General features: G+C 62.7%; 20 protein-coding genes. 8 read left to right on the top strand and 12 right to left on the bottom strand.

The genetic code is table 11. The features are described from left to right. Nucleotides 1-577: 577 nt before the first annotated feature. Both QQL28_RS43535 and QQL28_RS43530 read left to right on the top strand, forming a co-directional pair. Nucleotides 578-3,136, top strand: a complete 2,559-nt coding sequence (locus tag QQL28_RS43535; protein WP_284275815.1) for an arylsulfatase — start codon at nt 578-580, stop codon at nt 3,134-3,136. A 178-nt stretch (nt 3,137-3,314) separates the two neighbouring features. Beyond that, a complete protein-coding gene (locus QQL28_RS43530) occupies nt 3,315-4,082 on the top strand; it encodes a bestrophin-like domain (RefSeq protein WP_284275813.1) in 768 nt (255 codons plus the stop codon). A 318-nt stretch (nt 4,083-4,400) separates the two neighbouring features. Here QQL28_RS43530 and QQL28_RS43525 read toward each other — a convergent pair whose 3' ends face one another. Next, nucleotides 4,401-4,586: a hypothetical protein gene (locus QQL28_RS43525; protein ID WP_284275820.1), complete on the bottom strand. Its 186-nt coding sequence runs from the start codon at nt 4,584-4,586 to the stop codon at nt 4,401-4,403. 172 nt (nt 4,587-4,758) lie between these two features. Here QQL28_RS43525 and QQL28_RS43520 point away from each other — a divergent pair, with 172 nt between their 5' ends. After that, on the top strand, nt 4,759-5,826 hold the full coding sequence (locus tag QQL28_RS43520; RefSeq protein WP_284275811.1) for a transglycosylase SLT domain-containing protein: 1,068 nt from the start codon (nt 4,759-4,761) through the stop codon (nt 5,824-5,826). Between the two features lie 218 nt (nt 5,827-6,044). Here QQL28_RS43520 and QQL28_RS43515 read toward each other — a convergent pair whose 3' ends face one another. The 3 genes from QQL28_RS43515 to QQL28_RS43505 all read right to left on the bottom strand — a co-directional run bounded on the left by QQL28_RS43515 (nt 6,045) and on the right by QQL28_RS43505 (nt 9,246). Next, on the bottom strand, nt 6,045-7,283 hold the full coding sequence (locus tag QQL28_RS43515; RefSeq protein WP_284275810.1) for an NAD(P)/FAD-dependent oxidoreductase: 1,239 nt from the start codon (nt 7,281-7,283) through the stop codon (nt 6,045-6,047). Nucleotides 7,284-7,402: 119 nt separating this feature from the next. Beyond that, on the bottom strand, nt 7,403-8,152 hold the full coding sequence (locus QQL28_RS43510) for an alpha/beta fold hydrolase (RefSeq protein WP_284275809.1): 750 nt from the start codon (nt 8,150-8,152) through the stop codon (nt 7,403-7,405). A gap of 383 nt (nt 8,153-8,535) precedes the next feature. Next, complete coding sequence (locus tag QQL28_RS43505; RefSeq protein WP_284275808.1) at nt 8,536-9,246, bottom strand: hypothetical protein; 711 nt, start codon at nt 9,244-9,246, stop codon at nt 8,536-8,538. A 205-nt stretch (nt 9,247-9,451) separates the two neighbouring features. On the opposite strand from QQL28_RS43505, the gene QQL28_RS43500 reads away from it, so the two are divergent. Next, on the top strand, nt 9,452-9,781 hold the full coding sequence (locus QQL28_RS43500; RefSeq protein ID WP_254105316.1) for a DUF6949 family protein: 330 nt from the start codon (nt 9,452-9,454) through the stop codon (nt 9,779-9,781). 80 nt (nt 9,782-9,861) lie between these two features. After that, on the top strand, nt 9,862-10,392 hold the full coding sequence (locus QQL28_RS43495; protein WP_284275805.1) for a gamma carbonic anhydrase family protein: 531 nt from the start codon (nt 9,862-9,864) through the stop codon (nt 10,390-10,392). Nucleotides 10,393-10,407: 15 nt separating this feature from the next. Here QQL28_RS43495 and QQL28_RS43490 read toward each other — a convergent pair whose 3' ends face one another. Continuing rightward, the gene (locus tag QQL28_RS43490; RefSeq protein WP_284275802.1) at nt 10,408-10,620 is read right to left on the bottom strand and encodes a ribbon-helix-helix domain-containing protein; all 213 of its coding nucleotides are present in this window, start codon (nt 10,618-10,620) and stop codon (nt 10,408-10,410) included. A 255-nt stretch (nt 10,621-10,875) separates the two neighbouring features. Between QQL28_RS43490 and QQL28_RS46020 the strand changes: the two genes are divergently transcribed. Continuing rightward, nucleotides 10,876-11,073, top strand: coding sequence for a hypothetical protein (locus tag QQL28_RS46020; RefSeq protein WP_348522564.1), 198 nt, complete (start codon nt 10,876-10,878; stop codon nt 11,071-11,073). Between the two features lie 224 nt (nt 11,074-11,297). On the opposite strand, the gene QQL28_RS43480 is transcribed toward QQL28_RS46020, so the two are convergent. From QQL28_RS43480 to QQL28_RS43455, 6 genes are all read right to left on the bottom strand, one after another. After that, nucleotides 11,298-11,795, bottom strand: a complete 498-nt coding sequence (locus tag QQL28_RS43480; protein WP_284275798.1) for a hypothetical protein — start codon at nt 11,793-11,795, stop codon at nt 11,298-11,300. 164 nt (nt 11,796-11,959) lie between these two features. After that, on the bottom strand, nt 11,960-12,691 hold the full coding sequence (locus QQL28_RS43475) for an aspartate/glutamate racemase family protein (RefSeq protein WP_284275796.1): 732 nt from the start codon (nt 12,689-12,691) through the stop codon (nt 11,960-11,962). 4 nt (nt 12,692-12,695) lie between these two features. After that, nucleotides 12,696-13,574 carry an ABC transporter permease gene (locus QQL28_RS43470; protein WP_284275794.1) on the bottom strand — a complete coding sequence of 293 codons (879 nt, stop codon included), beginning with the start codon at nt 13,572-13,574 and terminating at the stop codon, nt 12,696-12,698. Next, nucleotides 13,574-14,530, bottom strand: a complete 957-nt coding sequence (locus QQL28_RS43465; protein WP_284275819.1) for an ABC transporter permease — start codon at nt 14,528-14,530, stop codon at nt 13,574-13,576. The genes QQL28_RS43470 and QQL28_RS43465 overlap by 1 nt, the downstream gene beginning before the upstream one ends. Next, on the bottom strand, nt 14,530-15,819 hold the full coding sequence (locus QQL28_RS43460) for an ABC transporter substrate-binding protein (protein WP_254105328.1): 1,290 nt from the start codon (nt 15,817-15,819) through the stop codon (nt 14,530-14,532). The genes QQL28_RS43465 and QQL28_RS43460 overlap by 1 nt, the downstream gene beginning before the upstream one ends. A 44-nt stretch (nt 15,820-15,863) precedes the next feature. After that, nucleotides 15,864-16,850, bottom strand: a complete 987-nt coding sequence (locus QQL28_RS43455; protein ID WP_284275791.1) for an ABC transporter ATP-binding protein — start codon at nt 16,848-16,850, stop codon at nt 15,864-15,866. 287 nt (nt 16,851-17,137) lie between these two features. On the opposite strand from QQL28_RS43455, the gene QQL28_RS43450 reads away from it, so the two are divergent. Continuing rightward, complete coding sequence (locus QQL28_RS43450) at nt 17,138-17,857, top strand: GntR family transcriptional regulator (protein WP_284275789.1); 720 nt, start codon at nt 17,138-17,140, stop codon at nt 17,855-17,857. A gap of 52 nt (nt 17,858-17,909) precedes the next feature. On the opposite strand, the gene QQL28_RS43445 is transcribed toward QQL28_RS43450, so the two are convergent. After that, nucleotides 17,910-18,137 carry a hypothetical protein gene (locus tag QQL28_RS43445; protein WP_284275787.1) on the bottom strand — a complete coding sequence of 76 codons (228 nt, stop codon included), beginning with the start codon at nt 18,135-18,137 and terminating at the stop codon, nt 17,910-17,912. A 502-nt stretch (nt 18,138-18,639) separates the two neighbouring features. On the opposite strand from QQL28_RS43445, the gene QQL28_RS43440 reads away from it, so the two are divergent. Beyond that, on the top strand, nt 18,640-19,875 hold the full coding sequence (locus QQL28_RS43440) for a vanadium-dependent haloperoxidase (RefSeq protein ID WP_284275785.1): 1,236 nt from the start codon (nt 18,640-18,642) through the stop codon (nt 19,873-19,875). Nucleotides 19,876-19,951: the final 76 nt, after the last annotated feature.

Genomic DNA, 19,951 nt, shown 5'->3' with positions numbered 1-19,951 from the left:
CCTCAACCGAAACGCCTTGGCGTTCTTGTGCCTCGCTTCAATCCGCATCATGCTGAGAAAGCTTTGTCAAAAAAGATCATGATCCCGGACAGACTCTTAATTTAGCGAAGGTCGCCTGTTGGCCCTTTGCTGACCTTATGCTCTCGCTCGGCGATGTCGGTTCGTGAGGGACAACCCGACATCGTTCGGAACAGCGGCCGAGGTAGCCGAGATCCTGCACGCCGGCCCGGCCGCTCCTGTGGACCTGGCGCGTCTTCGCAGACTGAAGGATCTGGCTAACGCCCACCCCATTCCGTCCTTTGTCGATTGATGCCAGCGCGCGCCCCGGGCGCCAGGGGCGGTACCGACCGGGCGCCCACAGAAGATTTGCGGCTAGGGCGTGTGCTGATCAACGCGCAGATGTCGCGCTTGGGCGCGAGGCAGAAATCAATGCTCGGTCTAAGTCCCGCCACTTGTGACCCCAAGCCGACGTTTCGGACCCGTGGGCGGAAGTTGATCTAGATCAAGAGAAGCATTGCGGCATTGTGTCCCGGCTAGGCGTCCACAGGGTTCTGACGTCTCCAAGAGGGAGCTTCCAATGACCCGTACCCGTCAGCATGACGATGGTTCAAAGCCAGAAAGCCGCTTACTAAACCGCCGCAACTTGCTGCTTTGCGGCGCCACACTCACCGCCGCTTATTTGATCTGCGCGCTGGGAACAACCAGCCTCGCGCAGCAAACAACCGGCACGCCGGGCTCTCCCGGGGCCACCACGACGATTGATGGAAAGTATCTTCCGCCGCCGCCGCCAAAGTTCGGCGGCGACATCAACCTCCAGGCCAGCCAGTCGAAACCGTATTGGCCCGCCCGCGTGGTGCCGCCGCAGAGCGCGCCCAACGTGCTCCTGATCATGACCGACGACCAAGGCTATGGCGTTTCGGGGACATTCGGGGGCGTCATCCCAACTCCTGCAATGGATCGCATTGCGCAGATGGGTCTGCGCTACACCCAGTTCCACTCCACGGCCCTTTGCTCGCCGACGCGGGCGGCGCTGATCACCGGCCGCAACCACCACTCGGTGGGCTTCGGCACCATCTCGGAGCAGGCGACCGGCTATCCGGGTTACGACAGCATCATCGGACCGGAGAGCGCCACCATTGGCACGATCCTGAAGCAGAACGGCTACGCCACCTCCTGGTTCGGCAAGAACCACAACACGCCGAGCTATCAATACAGCTCGGCCGGTCCCTTCGACCAATGGCCGATCGGCATGGGTTTCGACTATTTCTACGGCTTCATGGGCGGCGAGACCGACCAGTGGACGCCGTACCTGTTCCAGAACACCACCCAGGTTTTCCCCTGGGTCGGAAAGCTCGGCTACAATCTGACGACGGACCTGGCGGATGAAGCGATCGCCCACATGCGACAGCTCAATGCCGCCGCCCCCGATCAGCCGTTCTTCCTCTATTACGTGCCCGGCGGCACCCATTCGCCGCATCAGCCGACCAAGGAATGGATCGACAAGTTCAAGGGCAAGTTCGACATGGGCTGGAACGCCCTGCGCGACCAGATTTTCGCCAATCAAAAGCGGCTTGGGGTCATCCCCGAGAACACGCAGCTCACAGCCTGGCCGGACGACCTGCAGAAGTGGGAGGCTTTGACGGCCGATGAGAAGAAGCTGTTCGCGAGGCAAGCCGAGGTGTTCGCCGGTTATGCCGCCTACACCGACCACGAGATCGGGCGCGTGATCCAGGAAGTCCAGGACGAAGGCAAGCTCGACAACACGCTGATCATCTACATCAGCGGTGACAACGGCACGAGTCCGGAAGGCACCACGCGCGGGACTCCGAACCAATATACCGCTTACAACGGCATACTGGATCTTCCGATCGCCGAGCAGTTGAAGGCGTACGACGCCTGGGGCTCGGCCGCGACCTATCCGCACATGGCGGTGGCCTGGTCATGGGCCTTCGACACGCCATTCAAGTGGACGAAGGAGGTCGCGTCGCACTTCGGTGGCACCCGCCAGGGCATGGCGATCTGCTGGCCGAACCGGATCAAGGATGCGGGCGGCATCCGCACCCAGTTCCACCACATGATCGACGTCGTACCGACCATCCTAGAGGCAACCGGCATTCCGGCGCCGCTGATGGTCAACGGCATCGCGCAGAAGCCGATTGAAGGTGTCAGCATGACCTACACCTTCGACAAGTCGAGCGCCAACGTGCCGTCCGCGCGAACGACGCAGTACTTCGAGATGTGGGGTAACCGCGCCATCTATCACGACGGCTGGATCGCGGCGACAACGCCACCTGCGCCGCCTTGGCTCCTGGGTACCGCCAAGATGCCCGCGGACGTGGTCAACGGCTACACGTGGGAGCTTTACAACATTGCGGAGGACTACTCGGAGAGCAATGATATCGCAGCCAAGATGCCTGACAAGCTCCGCGAGTTGCAGGAGCTGTTCATGGTGGAGGCGGCGAAGTACAACGTGTTTCCGCTGGACAACTCGGTGCTTCAGCGCGTCATCGCACCAAGGCCAAGCGCAACCGCCGGTCGGAACACTTTCACCTACTCGGGTGAGTTGTCAGGCCTGCCCGAGAGCGATGCACCCAGCATCCTGAACAGGTCCTATACGATCACCGCGGAGCTCGACATTCCAGGCGCGGGCACCACGGTTGGGCGTGCGGGTTCGCAGGATAGCAGCGAAGGGATGATCGTCACCCTCGGCGGCCGGTTTGGCGGCTATGGCCTGTATCTGCTCAAGGGCAAGCCGGTTTTCGTCTATAACTTCGCCGACCTCGAACGCTTCCGCTGGGAGGGCAAGGACGCGCTCACGCCGGGCAAGCACACCATCGTGTTCGACTTCAAGTACGATGGACCCGGCTTCGGCAAGGGCGGCACGGGCGTCCTGAAGGTGGACGATAAGGAGGCTGTGACCAGCAAAGTCCCGCACACGCTTCCATTCATCATGTCAATTGACGAAACCTTCGATGTAGGTGTCGATACCCGCACCCCCGTTGACGACAAGGACTATCAGGTGCCGTTCCGCTTTACCGGCAAGCTCGACAAGCTCACCTTCAAGGTCGGGCCGGTGCAGCTCACCAGCGAGGAGCATCAGGTCATTCGGCACGCGCGCGCTGGCGCGAACAACTGATGCCTCAGCGATCCGGTCGGGCGTCCCTTCCTCGGGGGCCCGGCCGGACTTTGTGGGCAGCAACTTCCGGTTATGGCCGTTTGAGACATGCCGACTGCGTCGAGCAATGTCCGAGTTCGAAAGCGAAGCGGAAAACATGTGCTCGCGCTGAGTTCTTCTCAGTTATGCCGACCCAGCCATGGAAAATCTGACGCACTACCCGCCGCTTTTGTTCGTTGTTTCCTTTGTGGCGCTCTCAGTAGTTGCGGTCGCAGGATCATGGCTACGCAGGCGTTATCCGATCGCCGACGACGAGCAGAACGACCATCTTGGTGTCGTCCTTGCGGCTACCCTGACTTTGCTCGGCCTGATCATCGGCTTCAGCTTTTCGATGGCTGCCAATCGTTATGATCAGCGAAAGAATTTCGAGGAGGCGGAAGCCAACGCCATTGGAACCGAAATACTGCGCGCCGATTTTCTTCCCACCGACGATGCCGTAAACGTCCGCGAGCTCCTTGCCGAGTACACGCGCCTGCGCATCCAGTTCTACCTCAACAAGGATGACGATCAACGCAAGCAAACGGCCGAACGGACCACCCAGTTGCAAGCCGCTCTTTGGTCTGCAGTCCGCAAATCCTCGGCTGCCCAGCCGACGCCCGTGGAGGCGCTGGCAATCGCCGGAATGAACGATGTAATTAACTCGCAAGGCTATACGCAGGCAGCGTATTGGAATCGGATTCCCACTGCCGCATGGTTTTTTGTGGCGATCATCGCGCTATGTTCCAATGCGTTGATGGGCTACCGAAGCGCCAAGGCCGGGCCAAGGCTGCTGTTCGTGCTGCCGCTGATCGTTTCGTTTGCCTTCCTCCTGATCGCCGATATCGATGCGCCTCGCCATGGCCTGATTGAGGTGAGGCCGCAAAATCTGGAGAGTCTGGCGAACTCGCTCGCCGATCGAGCACGCTAAAGCCATCCGACGAGCAGCCAGCGCTCTAACCTCGAACCTGCGCATCTGCAGGAGACTTCCGCCTTTGCCCCTTTGTCGTTCGGCTAGATCGTCGCTCCGCCGGGCCGGATTGTGCGCGCTTGTCTGATCCGGCGGCAGGTTCGGCATGGTGCCATTTTGCCCCTGATTTGCCTGACGTCTCAACTCTTATTCGTAAAATAAGAAATTCGTCCGACCGGCGCCCGGCCCCTTTTCATGGGGTTGTTTTCGATATTTTAGTCGGGAGGCTCCGCCCCGTCCTGCAAGCCGACCTCACGGCAGGGCCAGACGAGCCCGCGCTCAGCCCTTCGGCCCGCGCAACTGCGCCGTCAGCCTATCCATCGCCTCCGCCACTTCACGCCACTGCGACAGCCCGCTCCGCGGAAATCGGAGGGTGAGGTCGGCGCCGACGATGCGGCGCTCCGAAAGGCACATGCCGGGCGTGGCCGCATCGCGCGTGCGGACGGAAAGATCGAAGGTCAGCATTGCTGTCCAGTGCGTCTTGGCCGCAACACCCAGTGAGAAATTCGAGCCGTCCTGCGTCTCGCCTTCGTTGTGGCAAATCTAAGAGATAACTCGATGCAGGGTTGGGCCCGAGACTGAACACGGGGATCTGTGGTTGGAATTGTGGGGGACCGCTGCTGCGCGGTCAGCGACATTGAATATCTGGCAAGTAGGCTGCATCGCCGGCGCGCTGGGGGCAACTTCGCTTGCCGCGATTTATCAGATCGCGGTACCGCGCTCGAGCATCGCAACCCCGAACGTAAGAGTTGCTGATGCATTCAGCAGGATCCCGCTGAATGTGACGACGCTGCTGACAAACGCCGCGGCAGCGTTGCCGGCTCCGGTCATCGAGGCGAAATTCAATACAAGATCATCGGCTAATGCGATTGTTGCGGCGGAATTCGGCGACGCGACGCCGGATGCGGTGATGCCGTCCGATGTGACCAGTTCGCCGCGGCAAGGGCAAACGTTGCAGGTTAGTGCCAGCCTTGACGCCACGCCGTCCAAGAACGAGTCAACGCCACAGCAGGACCGACTGCAGGCTGCTTCTCCCAAGCCGGGCGACGGCAAGCTGTCGTATCTGAAGTACTACGTCTACTCGGAAACTCCTCCGCCGGAGAAACCCGCGAAGATCGCCTTGGCGGCATTCGGCGACGTTCCGCTCGGAACGCCGGTCCAGGAGATCGAACGCGCGGCCGAAGCATTCGGTGTGGATGTCAATTTCATGAAGGCGGTTGCCAAAATCGAATCCGATTTTAATCCCAAGGAACGCACCGGCTCCTACGTAGGTTTGTTCCAGCTGAGCAAGTCTGAGTTCAGCAAATACGGGTCGGGCGACATCCTCAATTCTCGCGACAATGCTATGGCTGCCGCCTACAAGTTCATCAACGAGGCTGCGCTGTTCGAAGCAATGACGCACGAGGAGTTGACGTTCGCCAATCTCTATCTGATCCACCAGCAGGGCTGGGAAGGAGCCGCCCAACACATCAGCCATCCGCAGCGGATTGCCTGGAAGTCGATGTGCGCGACCCGCGAGGGCATCGAAAAGGGCGAAAGATGGTGCAAGCGCGCCATCTGGGGCAACACGCTGCCAGCGGTCAAACGTGAATGGAAATCGGTCGATCTCCTCACCTCGGGCGCGTTCGTGGCGATGTGGCGGGACCGCGTCGAGACGCTCTATGCCCGCTACCCAGCGCCAACGCCGCGGCCGCGGGACGCTTGAGATGAATCAGCTCGCGACGGCCCACGCACACGCCCCCTTCCATAAATCGTTTGGTCGGGAACGTGTCCCGGCAATCTTGAAGTCCAATTTCTAGAGCATGATCCGGAAAAGTGTGAAGCGGTTTTCCCTCGCGACAAACGCGGAACGCGTTTGCGCGGAGATCATGCGCAAACAACGACCTAAAGCGCGATGACGATTCATCCTAATCTCATCGCGCTTTAGGGTGCTAATAGTCTGTCGATCGTTTCGGGCAAGAAGGCTTCGGCCGAAAGGCGCTCCGGACCGATCAGGCTCGCAGGAAGCGGGGCGAGCTGCCCTGCTGCCACGCGCTTTCCGACGCGCGCGCGTCGCTCGCGCGCCTCGGGACCGAACTCGACGCGCAGCGTGGTCGCGACCTGGGCGGTGATCCGAAGCCGCCGCATTCGTTCGGCGCGCTCGTCCACATAAGGTCTGAAATCGGGCTCTCGCGCCGCTGCCTTCGCGTCACGCAGAATCTCGCTGACCAGGCGGACGTCGCGGAGCGCAATTGAGAGTCCCTGGCCGATGATCGGATCATTGTGCCCGGCAGCATCGCCGACCAATACTATACCCGGGCAGGTGGGATCGTCGATCCAGTGATCCTCATTGGAGAACGAGTTGAAGGGGCCGACCGGAGTCGATCCGGCAATTGCCTCGGCGTAGGGCAGACACGTGAGTTTGCTGAAAGCGTCGACCAGCTTTGCGCGGCGAGTCGGACCATCGAAGCGCGACTTATCTGCGAAGTGATAGATGCCATAAAGGCGAAGCAGATCGTCACCTTGGGGAAATACCAGGAAATGAAAGCGATCTTCGACACCTATCGCCTGCGTGTCGCGCGGCCACGACGGCACACCTTTGACAAGCATACCTCCAATCAGGCTGCGCGGCTGATCGGCATTCACCTTGAAGCCTAGATCCTTACGAAGGCTCGAATTGCGTCCGTCTGCGCCGATCACAAGCCTCGGCTGGAATGTGACTTTCGCCCCGTCGTGTGTGCAGCTGACGAGCGGACGTGAACCCGACGTCACCGAAATATCATCGGCGCCACGCAGAAGGGTAGCGCCTGCCCCCGTTGCCAGTTGTGCGAAGATATCGCAGGTCGCCGGATGGCCGAAGCAGAGCGCACCAAGCCCTTCTGAGTGCATCTTCGTTAGATCGAGCGCGCGCGCCTCGGCCTCTGCCGGAGCAAAAATCTCATCATACGGTATATTGCGTTTGGTAAACAGCGCGCCTGTTTCGCGCAACGGCTGCAGGAGTTCGAGCTTCGCAAGTTCGGTCACACCCCAGGGCGCCATGTACTCGCCGCGCACCCGGTCGGGGTAGCTGTTCTCGCGCTCGAGCAGCACCACCTCGAAGCCGGCACGCGCCAGCACAGTGCCCAGCGCCGCACCAGCAACTCCTGCACCGACGATGACGACGTCCGGTTCTGCGTGACGCATCCCTGCCCCCTGTGATGCTCGGCAATCATCGCTGACCGCACGCGTGCGATCAAGTCCATCTAAGAGGCTGCGGCAGGCTGTTCATCAAGGCGTATGTCGGCGCCACGGGGACCCGAATTCTACGAGTTCAGGTCTGTCAAGAACGCGTTGATCGCGTGAGCCCCTTGTTTCGGCTGCTGGCACATCCACCAATGACCCGCACCTTTCAAGACAGCCACCTTTGCCTCCGCGCGCTCGGCAGAGCGGCGCGCGAGCGTCTCCCCGCCGCAATAGAAATCTTCCGTCGCGATCAGCGCCAGGCCCGGTTTGGCGGCTGCCCTCGGCAAACTGGCTCCCAGATTGCGCATCACCGGCTGCGCGGCTGATCTGTACAGCGCCAGTATTGCCCGGCCCATGTCCTTGTTCGCACCCGCAGCCACTTTTTGAGCGACCGTAGAGGTCATGCCCAAGCTCTCATATCGCTGGGCTCGGGCCTCTACTGGCACACTTAGCATCTGTGCAACCGCTTGCTCGCCGATGTCCGCTGTCTGCCAAGTCCGCGCCATGTCGTGCCAGACATAGTCCGCGTCGAAGCACCCCAAAATATCGCTTGTCCAAGATCGTATCAGGCTTGGTCGCTCCATTGCGATCCGGATGACGTGCCCGCCGCCCCAGTCATGCCCCACGAGATCGATCGGCTGGGCGAACTTAGTGAGTTCGCCGGCGAGCCAATCGCGATAAGCGTCGGTAGAACAATCAAAGCCGGGAGGAATTGCGGAGCCGAATCCGGGTGGAGACAGACGAACAACGCCATCACTGCGCAGATGCGGGACGAGATCGTCCCAGATCGCCTCCGTTTCGGGATTTCCGTGAACAAGAACAATCGTCATCGAAGCTAATTCCCTGAATGTTCGCGCTTGGCCCGAAGGCGAAGATGTTCGGGAGGCCGCGTAGGGGGACCGGATTTCGGCGACGCGGCCCTCGACCAGCGCTTTTGACCCCGACCTGGCGTAGGTCTCCTTCGATGCGGTCGGTCGGTGCCTCCGCCGCATTGGATTGCAGTGATTGCCTACTTATTCGGAGACACGCTTGAAGTTTGCCACGATGCCATCTTGCCCCTGATTTGCCCGACGCGTCAAGCTTTTTTCGTAAAAGACGAAATTCCTCCTGGCGGCGCCGGCGCCTTTGCATGGGGTTGTTTTCGATATTTTAGTCGGGAGGCTCCGCCCCGTCCTGCAAGCCGACCTCACGGCAGGGGCAGACGAGCCCGCGCTCAGCCCTTCGGCCCGCGCAACTGCGCCGTCAGCCTGTCCATCGCCTCCGCCACGTTGCGCCACTGCGACAGCCAGCTTCTGGGAAAGCGGAAGGTGAGGTCGGCGCCGTCGACGCGGCGCTCCGAAAGGCACATGCCGGGCGTGGCCGCATCGCGCGTGCAGCGCGCAGTCAGTACGGGGCTCTCTGCGGAGAACAGGTCCTCGCTGCCATAGGGCGTCTCGGCGCGGAACATCCTCATCGTCAGCCCGTCCTCCGGCGAGGTCGCGGCCTGATCGAGATAGCGCGGGTAGATGGTGCTGACCCGCAGCTCCGGCGCGAGCGCATCGTGATGTGCCGCGATCGACAGGAAGATGCGGTCGATCGGCTGCATCGTCGCCTCCGCCGCATCGGCGGTGACATGCCTCGGCGCGCCCGGCACTTCGAGCGAGGGGTAGACGAAGTCGATGTCGATGCGCTCCTGCGGTCCGGTGTGCCGCTGGATCTTCATCCGGATCGCCGCCGTCGGCACATTGAACAGCGTGCCGCCGACGCTGACCGGCAGCCTGTCCGGCGCACTGGCGCCGACCACCGTGCTCCAGGTCGGCCACAAGAGGTACGCGACCACGGCCACGGCGGCTGCCGCGAATAAGCCGCCGAGCACGAGCGGGACAAGATGCGCTCTTGTCCGGCCCTGGCGGCCGCGGGAGGAAGTTGCCGAGAACACGCTCATCAAGACGTCGCCGCAAAGTCGGCCGCTGGCCGACGAATCAAGCGTGAATATGCCACGCGGCGACGGTTCCGCGCAGCCCGCCGCACTCGATGGGGGGATGACGCCGGCGGGACGCTGCGTTAACCTTTTCTTAAGACTAATGTAGCGTTAAGCGGCACTTTTTGTCACAGGAAGGGGCCAGCGTTGCGTATGGGCGGACCTTCCGATGACTCCTGAGACCCTGAATTCCTTTTTCTCGATCTGCATCGGGTTCGCGCTCGCGGGCGCGCTCGTGAACGGTTACCAGGCACTTTCGCAGCGGACCGCCGGCTTCGGGCTGTTGCAGGAGGGCGTGGCGCCGAAGACGTTTGCGGCCGTGCCGTTCCTGGTGTTCGCGGCGCCTTTCATCATCATGCGCAACACGCTGCGGGGGGCGCGGCTGGAAAGCCGGCGCGTCGAATTCGTGATGATGGCGACCATCATCGCGGGCTTCTGGAGCATGATGAGCGGCACGTTCTTCCTGATGACGCTGCGCGCCGCCGGCGTGCTGGCCTGAGCGCGCCTTTCGGTATTTCGCTGCCCTTTGCCTGAACGTCAGAGCTCCGCTATGCCAGGGTTTCGTGACAGGAGACCTCCATGGCGATCTACGAGCTTGACGGGCAGGCGCCCGACCTTCCCGCCGACGGCAACTACTTCATCGCCGACACCGCAACCGTGATCGGCCGCGTGCGTCTCAAGCCCGGCGCCAGCGTCTGGTTCGGCGCGGTGCTGCGGGGCGACAACGAGTGGATCGAGATCGGGGAGGGCTCCAACGTGCAGGACGGCTCGACCTGCCACACCGATCTCGGCTTTCCCCTGGTCGTCGGCAAGAACTGCACCGTCGGTCACAACGTGATCCTGCACGGTTGCACCGTCGAAGACGGCGCGCTCATCGGCATGGGCGCGGTCGTGATGAACGGTGCGAAGATCGGTCGCGACTGCATCGTCGGCGCCGGCTCCGTCATCACCGAGGGCAAGGAATTTCCTGAGCGCTCGCTGATCATCGGCTCGCCCGCGCGCCTGATGCGCACGCTTGACGACGCGCAAGTCGCCAGGATGGGCAGCGGGGCGAAGCAGTACGTCGCCAACGGCTCGCGCTTCAAGAAGGGTTTGAAGCGGATCGGCTGACGGCGGCGGCAAGGCTCATTGCGTCGACTTGCGGCGCCTGGGTGAAGGCTCCGCTTCACGCTTGGCGCTCTTGCGCAGCGCGTCCTTCAGGTCGGCCGGTATGCCGTGCTTTTCCAGGAGATCTGAAAAAGCCTCGTCCGCCAGATCCTGAAGGGTCTCCATGCGATCGCGTGCGAGCTGCTTGAGCTTGCCGAACGTATCCTCGTCGAATGCGATCAGCTTGCGCATGATCGTCGCTGCCTCCCTCGTCAAATCATGCGTAACGGAATTGTTCCGGAACGTGCCTGTGCGCCCATCGTTGGTGCTCGAAAGGGAGAGTCTCCGATGGTCAGATTGCCTGCAACAGTTTCGGCATCGATAGCTGCATCGATCCTTGGCCTTGCCGTCCTTGCGATGCCGACGACGTCGCTCGCACAAAGCAGTGGCGGTGGCACGGGCGGAAGCAGCGGCAGCGCGACGTCCGGCGCGACGGGGAGTGGCTCCGTGACGACCGGTACGGCTGGCGCCGGGTCGCCGAGCGGGATGGCTCCGCCGCCCGGGACGAACAGCCTGGGCACCGCACAATCTTCCGGCGGGACCGTCGGCATGGGATCCGGTGGAGACAGGTCGGTCGACCAGGCGGTCGATGCGGAGAACAAGCAAATCGACAAGACGGTGAAAAGCATCTGTCGCGGCTGCTGAGCCGGCAGGACGGCCGATCCCTTAAGTGGTTGAAAAGTAGCCGCAAAAAACAAGGCCGTTGACGCAGTATACCGCCAACGACCTTGCCAGCCCCGGATATTGAAATTGGCTCACGCCATCCGGTAGCGGGCAGGATGACCCGGAATCACACGGGGAAATGTGATCCAGTTCACACGCCGCAAAATAATGGCGCATAAGGCGGGAACGAATCGCCGCCGTCCGGATCAGCTTCGCGATCTGCTCCGCTTGCGCAGGCTGGCATGGCGGCGCGCGGGTTTGCGCCGGGTAACCGAGGGCGTCTCGGTTTCCGCGGCCTGTGCGCTGGCGTAGGACTGTTTGAGCCCGTCGATGGATTCGGTCAGGGTCGCAACCTGTTCCGACAGGCGCTTGGTGTCGGCCTGCTGCGAGGCGAGCAGGCGTTTGACCGTCAAAAGCTGGTCCTGCACCATCTGGAGCTGATCGATGGATTCCTGCTGGGTGGCTTCCAGCCCCTTGGTCTTTTCGACGAGCTGCTCGGAGGCCTGCGCCGCGCGGGCCTGGAGCTGCCGGGACACCACCGTCCGGTCCGCCTCCGGCGTGGCGCCGGTGTAGACGCGCCAGATCGCGATCGAGGTGACGCCGGTGACGAGCAGGAGCAGGGTCGCAGCCGTGAGCGCGATCGGCTGGCTGCCGAGACGGGTGAAGGCGCTGGTTCGCGTATCGTTGGTCGCGAGATCGATCATCGCTGACAAAGCCCAAAAAATGAACTGAAGTGGCGAAGACCAGCGGCAACGGCCGCCGGGGCGTCCCGAAAACGTTACATTTCGGCAGGAAATGGGACCAAAAAGAGGCTAAGGGCGGAAAAAAGGACCATTGCGGCCCAAGAAGGCCATTTGGGCCCTGGGATTCAGGGTTGAAAGCCGCCCATCGGTCCGGAATACGTCTTCGCCCGCGGGGCCGCATAGGGCCCCAGCCGCGATGTTCTCAGCCCGAGTCGCACCAGCGCTTCGGCGAGCGGGACGGCGGCGGCAACGCCGTCGACGACGGGGAGGCCATGCTTGCTCGCGAGCTCGCCGGCGAAGTCGGCCATGCCGGCGCAGCCGAGCACGATGGCCTCAGTGCGGTCCTCGCGGATCGCGGCCGTGATCTCGCTGGAGATCTTGCCGAGGGCATCGGCATTGCGCTCTTCCAGCGCGAGCACGGGGACCTCGGCGGCGCGAACGCGGGCGCAGCGCTCGGCGAGGCCATATTTCCGCAAATTATGCTCGAGCGGCACGATGGAGACACCCAGCGTCGTCACCACGGAGAAGCGCGTCGCAATCAGGCTGGCCACGTGGAAGGCGGCTTCGCCGATGCCGATCACCGGTGCCTTTGCGATCGCACGCGCCGCATCCAGGCCGGTGTCGTCGAAACAGGCGATGATGTGGGCGTCCGCGCCATCACGGTCGGCGTCGCGGATGCAGCCGAGCAGGCCGGGCACCGCGAAGGCCTCGTCATAAAAGCCTTCGATCGAGACCGGCCCCATCGTGGGCTGGCGGGCATCGATCGATGTGTCCGGCAAGGCGACGGCGCGGGCCGCCGCGGCGATCTTCGCCGTCATCGCGGCCGTGGTGTTGGGATTGACGATGTGAAGCCGCATCAGGTCACACCAGTCCCTTGCCGGCGTCGGACCCCTTTGCGGCCTGCCGCTTGTTCAGCATGTGGATGGTGCCGAGCGCCAGCGTGATCACCGCGAAGGAGACCGCGGAGATGATGGTGCCGAGCGCATAGATGTCGGGCTTGGTCACCGTGGTGGTGAGGCCCTGGAGATCCAGCGGCAGCGTGTTCACCGACCCGATCGCCTGGCTGGAGCGGGCAAGCTCGTCCCAGGACAGCGTGAAGCCAAACAGCCCGATGCCGATCACCGAGGGCAGGATGATCGGCAGCACGACGTGACGGAAGGTCTGCCAGGGCGTCGCGCCGAGATCGCGCGCGGCTTCCTCGAGCCTGGGATCGAAGCGGTTGAAGATCGCGAACATGATGAGCAGGCCGAACGGCAGCGTCCAGGTCAGATGCGCACCCAGGCCCGAGGTGAGCAGGCCCATCGAGGTCTCGAAATTCTCGTTCCAGTGCGCCTTGATGAGATCGTCGATGATGCGGAATTCCAGGGAGATGCCGAGCGAGGTGATGATGGAGGGGACAATGAGGCTCGCGATCGCCGAATAGAACAGGATGCTCTGCGCCTTGAACTTGCGGCGGAAGGCCATGCCGGCGGCGACCGACAGCACGACGGTGACCGCCATCACGACGAGGCCGAGTAGGAGCGAGCGGCGGAAGGCGGCACCCAGATCGACGATGCCGGTGCCCTGGAACAGCTTCGACAGCCAGTAGGTCGACATCCCGTTCATCGGGAAGGTGAGGCCGCCCTGCGGCCCCTGGAACGACAGGATGTAGATCGCGATCATCGGGCCGTAGAGAAACAGCACGTAGGCCGCGAAGAAGACGGCGAGCACGTAGAAGCTGCGCGGGCGTCCCTCACGCATCACAGCTCCTTCCTGATGTCGACGATGCGCGACATCATGGTGATGATCAGGAAGGTGATGGCGAGCAGGATCACGGCGTTTGCCGCAGCCGCGGGGAATTGCAGCGCGTTGAGTCGGGTCTCGATGATCTTGCCGGCGGCGGCGATCTGCTGGCCGCCCATCACGCCGATGGTGATGAAGTCGCCCATCACGATGGTGATGACGAAGATCGAGCCGATCACGATGCCGGGCTTGGCAAGGGGGATGATGACGTTGACGAGGGTCTGGAAGCCGGTGGCGCCGGCGTCATAGGCCGCCTCGATCAGCGACTTGTCGATGCGCACCATCGAATTGAAGATCGGCACCACCATGAAGAAGGTGAAGAGGTGCACGAGCGCCAGCACCACGGAGAATTCGGAATAAAGAAGCCATTCGACCGGCTGGTCGATCACGCCCACCTTGAGCAGCCCGGAATTGACGAGGCCGTTGCGGCCGAGCAGCGGAATCCAGGCGATCATGCGGATCACGTTCGAGGTCCAGAACGGGATCGTGCAGAGCAGCGACAGGCCCATCTGCCAGGTCTTGGACTTGATGTGGAAGGCCAGGAAGTAGGCGACCCAGAAGCCGATGAACAGCGTGATCGCCCAGACCATGAAGCACAGCTTGAGCGTCTTCACATAGGTCTTGCCGATCGTGCAGAGTTCGGGGAGCTGCGCGATGCAGCCTTCGAACGTGTCGGTATAGCCGCGCCCGGAGAAGGCCGGCAGCAACTGGTATTCGTTGTAGTCCCAGAAGGAGACGATGACGACGAACACCAGCGGGATCAGGAAGAAGGCGAGGAAGACGAGCATCATCGGCCCGGCCTGGAGCCAGGAGATGAAGGAGGGCGACAGACGCGCCGCTTTCTGGCGCGTCTGTCCCGATCCCCGGGCGAGGCCCGGGGATGCCTGTTGCAGCGTCTCGTCGGACGTGTCCATCACGCTGCGATGAACTCGTTCCACTTACGGACCATGTAGTCGTTCTCGTCCATGACCGCGTTCCAGCAGGCGACCCCGCCCATGCGGTCCTCGTACGAGCCGCCGTCGCGCACGGCACCGGCCTTCTCGAGCAGCGAGCCGTCGGGCGCCTTGATGTCCTTCTCGGCGGGCTTGCCTTCCATCCAGTAGGCCCACTCGTAGGGCTCCATGTGCGCTTTCGCGGTCGAGAGCACCGCCGAGTAGTAGCCCTGGCGGTTGAGGTACGCGCCGGCGTAGCCGGACAGGAACCAGTTGACGAACTCGTAGGCCCAATCGAGCTTCGCACCCGACACGCCCTTGGAGACGCAGAAGCCCGAGGCCCAGGAGCGGTAGCCTTCCTTCAACGGCTGGAAGGTGCAGGCGATGCCCATCGAGCGCACCTTGGTGACGGCCGGCGACCACATCGACTGGATGACGGTTTCGCCCGAGGCCATCAGGTTGACGCTCTCGTTGAAGTCCTTCCAGAAGGCGCGGAACTGACCAGCCTTCTTGGCTTCGGTCATCACCTTCATGGTGAGATCGATCTCTTCCTTGGTCATGTTGCCCTTGTCGGCATATTTGTACTTGCCGGTGGCTTCCACGACCATCGCGGCATCCATGATGCCGATCGAGGGGATGTTGAGGATCGAGGCCTTGCCCTTGAACTCGGGATTGAGCAGCTCGGCCCACGAGCTGATCGGCCGCTTGATCAGGTCCGGACGGATGCCGAGCGTATCGGCGTTGTAGACGGTCGGAATCAGCGTCACGAACTCGGTCGCCGACTTGGAGAAGGTCTTGGAGTCCTTGCCTTCGAGATAGAGCACCTTCCAGGGCGCGGTGCCCTGATTGCCGATCTTCTTGCCGCCGGGCGTCTCGCCCTTGGTGAAGACGGGCGTGATGTTGTCGAATTCCTTGATCTTCTTGGCGTCGAGGGCAAGGATGTTGCCGGAGGGCACGAGCTTCTTCAGCGAGAAATATTCGGTGTCCAGCACGTCGAAGGAGTTCGGCTGGGTCATCACGCGCTTGGTGACGTCGTCGGTCGTCGCGGTGATGTATTCGATCTTGATGCCGGTGTCCTTCAGGCACTGTTTCGAGATGTCATCGCCCTCGTTCACGGCGGTGCCGAGATAGCGCAGCACCTTCGGCTCGGCCGACATCACGTAGGGGAAGCCGGTGATGGCGCCGGAGCCGGCGGCGAAACCTGCGAGGCCCGCGGTCCCCTTCAACAATGTGCGGCGGCTGACGCCGGTCTTCCTCGTCGTCTCTGTCATATCAGTCACTCCTCTGTGTTGCGCATTTTCCGGACTGGATGGCGCTATTGCAGACGCTGCGCCTTGGCGGGATCCCAGGTGGCCAGCACGCGATCACCCGGACGGAAGGGGTGGGCGTCGAAGGTGGCCTCGGGAACATGGGAGAACAGGGTGGTGCCGTCGTCGAGCGTGAGCGAGACGGCGACGTAGGAGCCCTGGTACTCGGTCTCGGTCAAAAGTGCCGGCGCGCCGAAGGCGCCGTCCGCGAGCGGCTTGATGCCGAGCTGATCGGCGCGCACCGCGATCGTCTGGCCGGCGTCGGAGAGCACGTTGTGTCCGCCGATGAAGCGCGCGACGAACTCGGTGCGCGGATGGTGGAAGATGTCGCGGGCCGAGCCCTGCTGCTCGATCTTGCCGTGATTCATCACCACGATATGGTCGGCGAGCGCCATCGCCTCCTCCTGGCCGTGCGTGACCTGGATGAAGCTGATGCCGAGCTCGCGCTGCAGCCGCTTCAACTCGCCGCGCATCCTGACGCGCAGGAACGGGTCGAGCGCGGAGAGCGGCTCGTCGAGCAGCAGGATCTGCGGCTCGGTGATCAGGGCACGGGCCAGCGCCACGCGCTGCTGCTGGCCGCCGGAGAGCTGCGCCGGCAGGCGCGCGGCATAGGGCGTCATCGCCACCAGCTCGAGCAGCTCGCCCGCGCGCTTGTGGCGCGTCGCGCGATCGATGCCGCGCATCTTCAGCGCGAAGGCGACGTTGTCGAGCACGGTGAGGTGCGGAAACAGCGCGTAGGACTGGAACATCATGGCCGTGCCGCGCTTGGCCGGCGGCAGGCCGGTGACGTTGTGGGGACCGAGGATGATGTCGCCCTCGCTGACCGCCTCGTGGCCGGCGATCATGCGCAGCGTCGAGGTCTTGCCGCAGCCGGAGGGACCGAGCAGGCAGCAATAGGTGCCGGCCGGAATCTTGAGGTTGACGCTATCGACCGCCAGCGTCGTGTCATAGCGCTTGGTGACCGAGACCAGTTCAAGGGCGGCGGGAAGGGCCATGGGGCTCCCAGGGAAAGGACGATTTACCGCTTCCCTCGGCAAGGCCCGTGCCAAGCGGAAGTCCGCGGCATTTTTTCGGAACTGCGCAGCAATGTCAGATCGTTAGCCCGGAGACGGCAAATCCGGGCAGCGCGGCGATGGCCGCCATGCAGCATTATGCACACAAAATGGTCAGGGATTGTATAAAGTTTCGCCTGTCATTGGATACGGCTGGTCGACTAACCTTTGACGCCTGATTTGACGATCGAGCTCCAAATCGACGAGCCCACATCAACAAGCCAAAGTCTATGGCCGCCAAAGCTCAACCGAAGTCTGACACATCGCTCGCAGCCGACAATGGCAGTGACCGCGTCAGCCGTATCCGGGAGGGTGTGACGACGGCGATCCTCGAGCATCGGCTGCTGCCGGGCACAAAGCTCGGCGAGGACGAGATCGGTGAGATCTACGGCGCGAGCCGCACCTTGGTCCGCACCGCGCTGCACCAGCTCGCGCATGAGGGGATCGTCAGCATCGAGAAGAACCGCGGCGCCTTCGTGGCGCGGCCGACGCCGGCCGATGCACGCGAGGTGTTCGAGGCGCGCCGGTTGATCGAGCCGTCGATCGTCGATCACGCCATCGACGCAGTGTCGCCGGATTGGCTTGAGCGCTTGCAACAACATCTCGCCGAGGAGCATGCGGCGGAAAGCCGCGGCGACGCCAGGACCTCGATCCGGCTGTCCGGCGAGTTTCACCGGCTGGTCGCCGAGATGTCCGGCCACAGCATCTATGCCGGCTTTCTCAAGGAGCTGATCGCGCGCTCCTCGCTGATCATCCTGCTCTATCGCCGCCATGACACGCCCGCCTGCGGCACCAGCCATCACGCCGAGATCGTCACCGCGATCCGCAGGAAGGACAAGTCGCAGGCGCGCGAGCTGATGCTCTCACATCTCACTGAGATCGAGGCCGAGCTGTTTCTGAAAGAGCCGGCTGCCGACGAGCCGCGGCTTTCCGACGTGTTGGGGGCGTGAGGAGCGCGGATCGGGCGCCTACGAAACTTCGCGGCCGGGCCTGCGACCCGCTCTAATGCCTGCTTTCGCTTTCGGCGGCGAGCTGTCCGTCAGGCGTGATCTGGTATTCGCCGTCTTGCTTTGTCATCCACCCGGACCTGACCATCTCCCGCGCGAGCTGTATGGAGCAAATCGGCTGGTTGCCTCCCGGGTAATACAGCCTGTCGTTTCGAACGATCAGGTGGCCGTAGAGCTGAGCCTGGCGGAGTGCCCTGCGCATTCCGGGCGAAGGATTCTTCATGTCGCCTCACGCGGACACGCATGGCGCCATCCCCTGACCAAGGTGAACGCTTGCAGACGTCGTCTGTTCCATGCTGCTGCGGAACCGAACCGACTCTCAGATAATGCCCAAGACGATGAAAAGCCCGACCTCGATCAGGAAAACGAGGCCAGTAGTCACCGACATGAGAAATACGTCACCTGGCGATAGGAACTGCATGGCTCGCCTCGCGACTTGCGAGCCCCCACCGACAATTCACCTACGTTGAGAAAGTTTCGGTTCCAGGCGCACCAATCAGCGATCTCCGCAAGCCGGGGGCCTTTCCCGACCGGGGGCGCGGGCGATGCACACCTGGATACGTCCAGAAGGTGAACCATTTCACGGCCGCTCTTCCATTCCTCAACTAAGATAACGAACGCCGAGGCAAACGAGCTTTTAGGCGTGCGCCAGAGCGATACGCCTCGGCGAAATCAATGTCGGAAGACTCATGGAGGAGACGATGGGTGCCTCAAGAGCTTGCACTTTGAGCCAGTCGATTTCGATGGCGCTGATTGGAGCGGGAATTGTACTCGCCACTCCGCAATCGGCGCGCGCCAATGTGATCACCGATTGGGACGAAAGGGCCACCGCCATCGTCATGCCGATGACGCCTTATACGGCTCAACGTCTGATGGGGATGGTTCACGCCGCGATGTTCGACGCGGTCAATTCGATCGAGCGGCGATACCAACCGTATCTCGTACAACTGCCCGCCAATCCGACCACATCGAAGGAAGCAGCGGCTGCAACCGCCGCTGCCACGGTGTTGGCGACTGTCGACCAGAAAACAGCGAGTGACATGAAAACCGCCCTGACGACCTATCTCGCATCCATGCCCGATGACGAGGCGAAGTCCGATGGCGTCAAGCTCGGCGAGGCCGTTGCGATCAAGGCCGTGATGGCTCGGGCGAATGACGGCGCCGATGCACCCGATGACTACCGCCCGAGGACGGCGCCCGGCGTCTACGTGCCGACCGCCCCCATGTCCGCCTCGGTCTGGCCGAAAGTGACGCCGTGGGCCATGACGGCGCCATCGCAGTTTCGGCCGGGCCCGCCCGTCTCTCTGGCGAGCGAGGAGTGGGCCTCGGACTTCAATGAGTTGAAGGACTATGGCGCCAAGAACAGCGCGAAGCGCTCGCCGCAACAGACCGAAACTGCAAGGTTCTGGCTCATGGTCGGTCCGCGAGCTTACCACCCGTTCGTGCGTCAGCTCGTCGTCTCGAAACAGATGAATGTCGGCGAGGCCGCGCGGTTCATGGCGCTCGCTGCGGTCGGACTCAACGATGCGCTCGTCGCCGTGTTCGACGCGAAGTATCACTATAATTTCTGGCGGCCGGTCACCGCCATTCGCAATGGCGATATCGACGGCAATCCGAACACCGATCGTGATGCCACCTGGCAGCCGATCGACAACACGCCGATGCATCCAGAGTATCCGTGTGCGCACTGCATCCTGAGCGGTAGCGTCGCCGGAGTCGTCACGGCGGTGCTGGGAACGGAGGACATCCCCGAGACCGCGATGACGAGCCCGACTGCGCCCGGCATCACGCATCGCTGGACCAACATGGCGCGTTTTGCCGACGAGGTTGCCAATGCTCGCATCTGGGCCGGATTTCACTACCGGTCGTCGACCCGGGTCGGGACCGACATGGGACGGCGGATCGGCGAGAACGCGGTCAACAGCGTGATGCAGCCGATCGTTGCGACGGGCTCACGATGATCCGTCCCTTGGGTGCGAGTGGTTGAACCCACCGGAAAAGGATTGCGGCCAGCCATTGGGGGATGGCTGGCCGCGC

Source organism: Bradyrhizobium iriomotense, assembly GCF_030160715.1.
Lineage (GTDB): Bacteria > Pseudomonadota > Alphaproteobacteria > Rhizobiales > Xanthobacteraceae > Bradyrhizobium > Bradyrhizobium iriomotense.
This window is presented reverse-complemented; position numbering and strand designations above follow the sequence as displayed.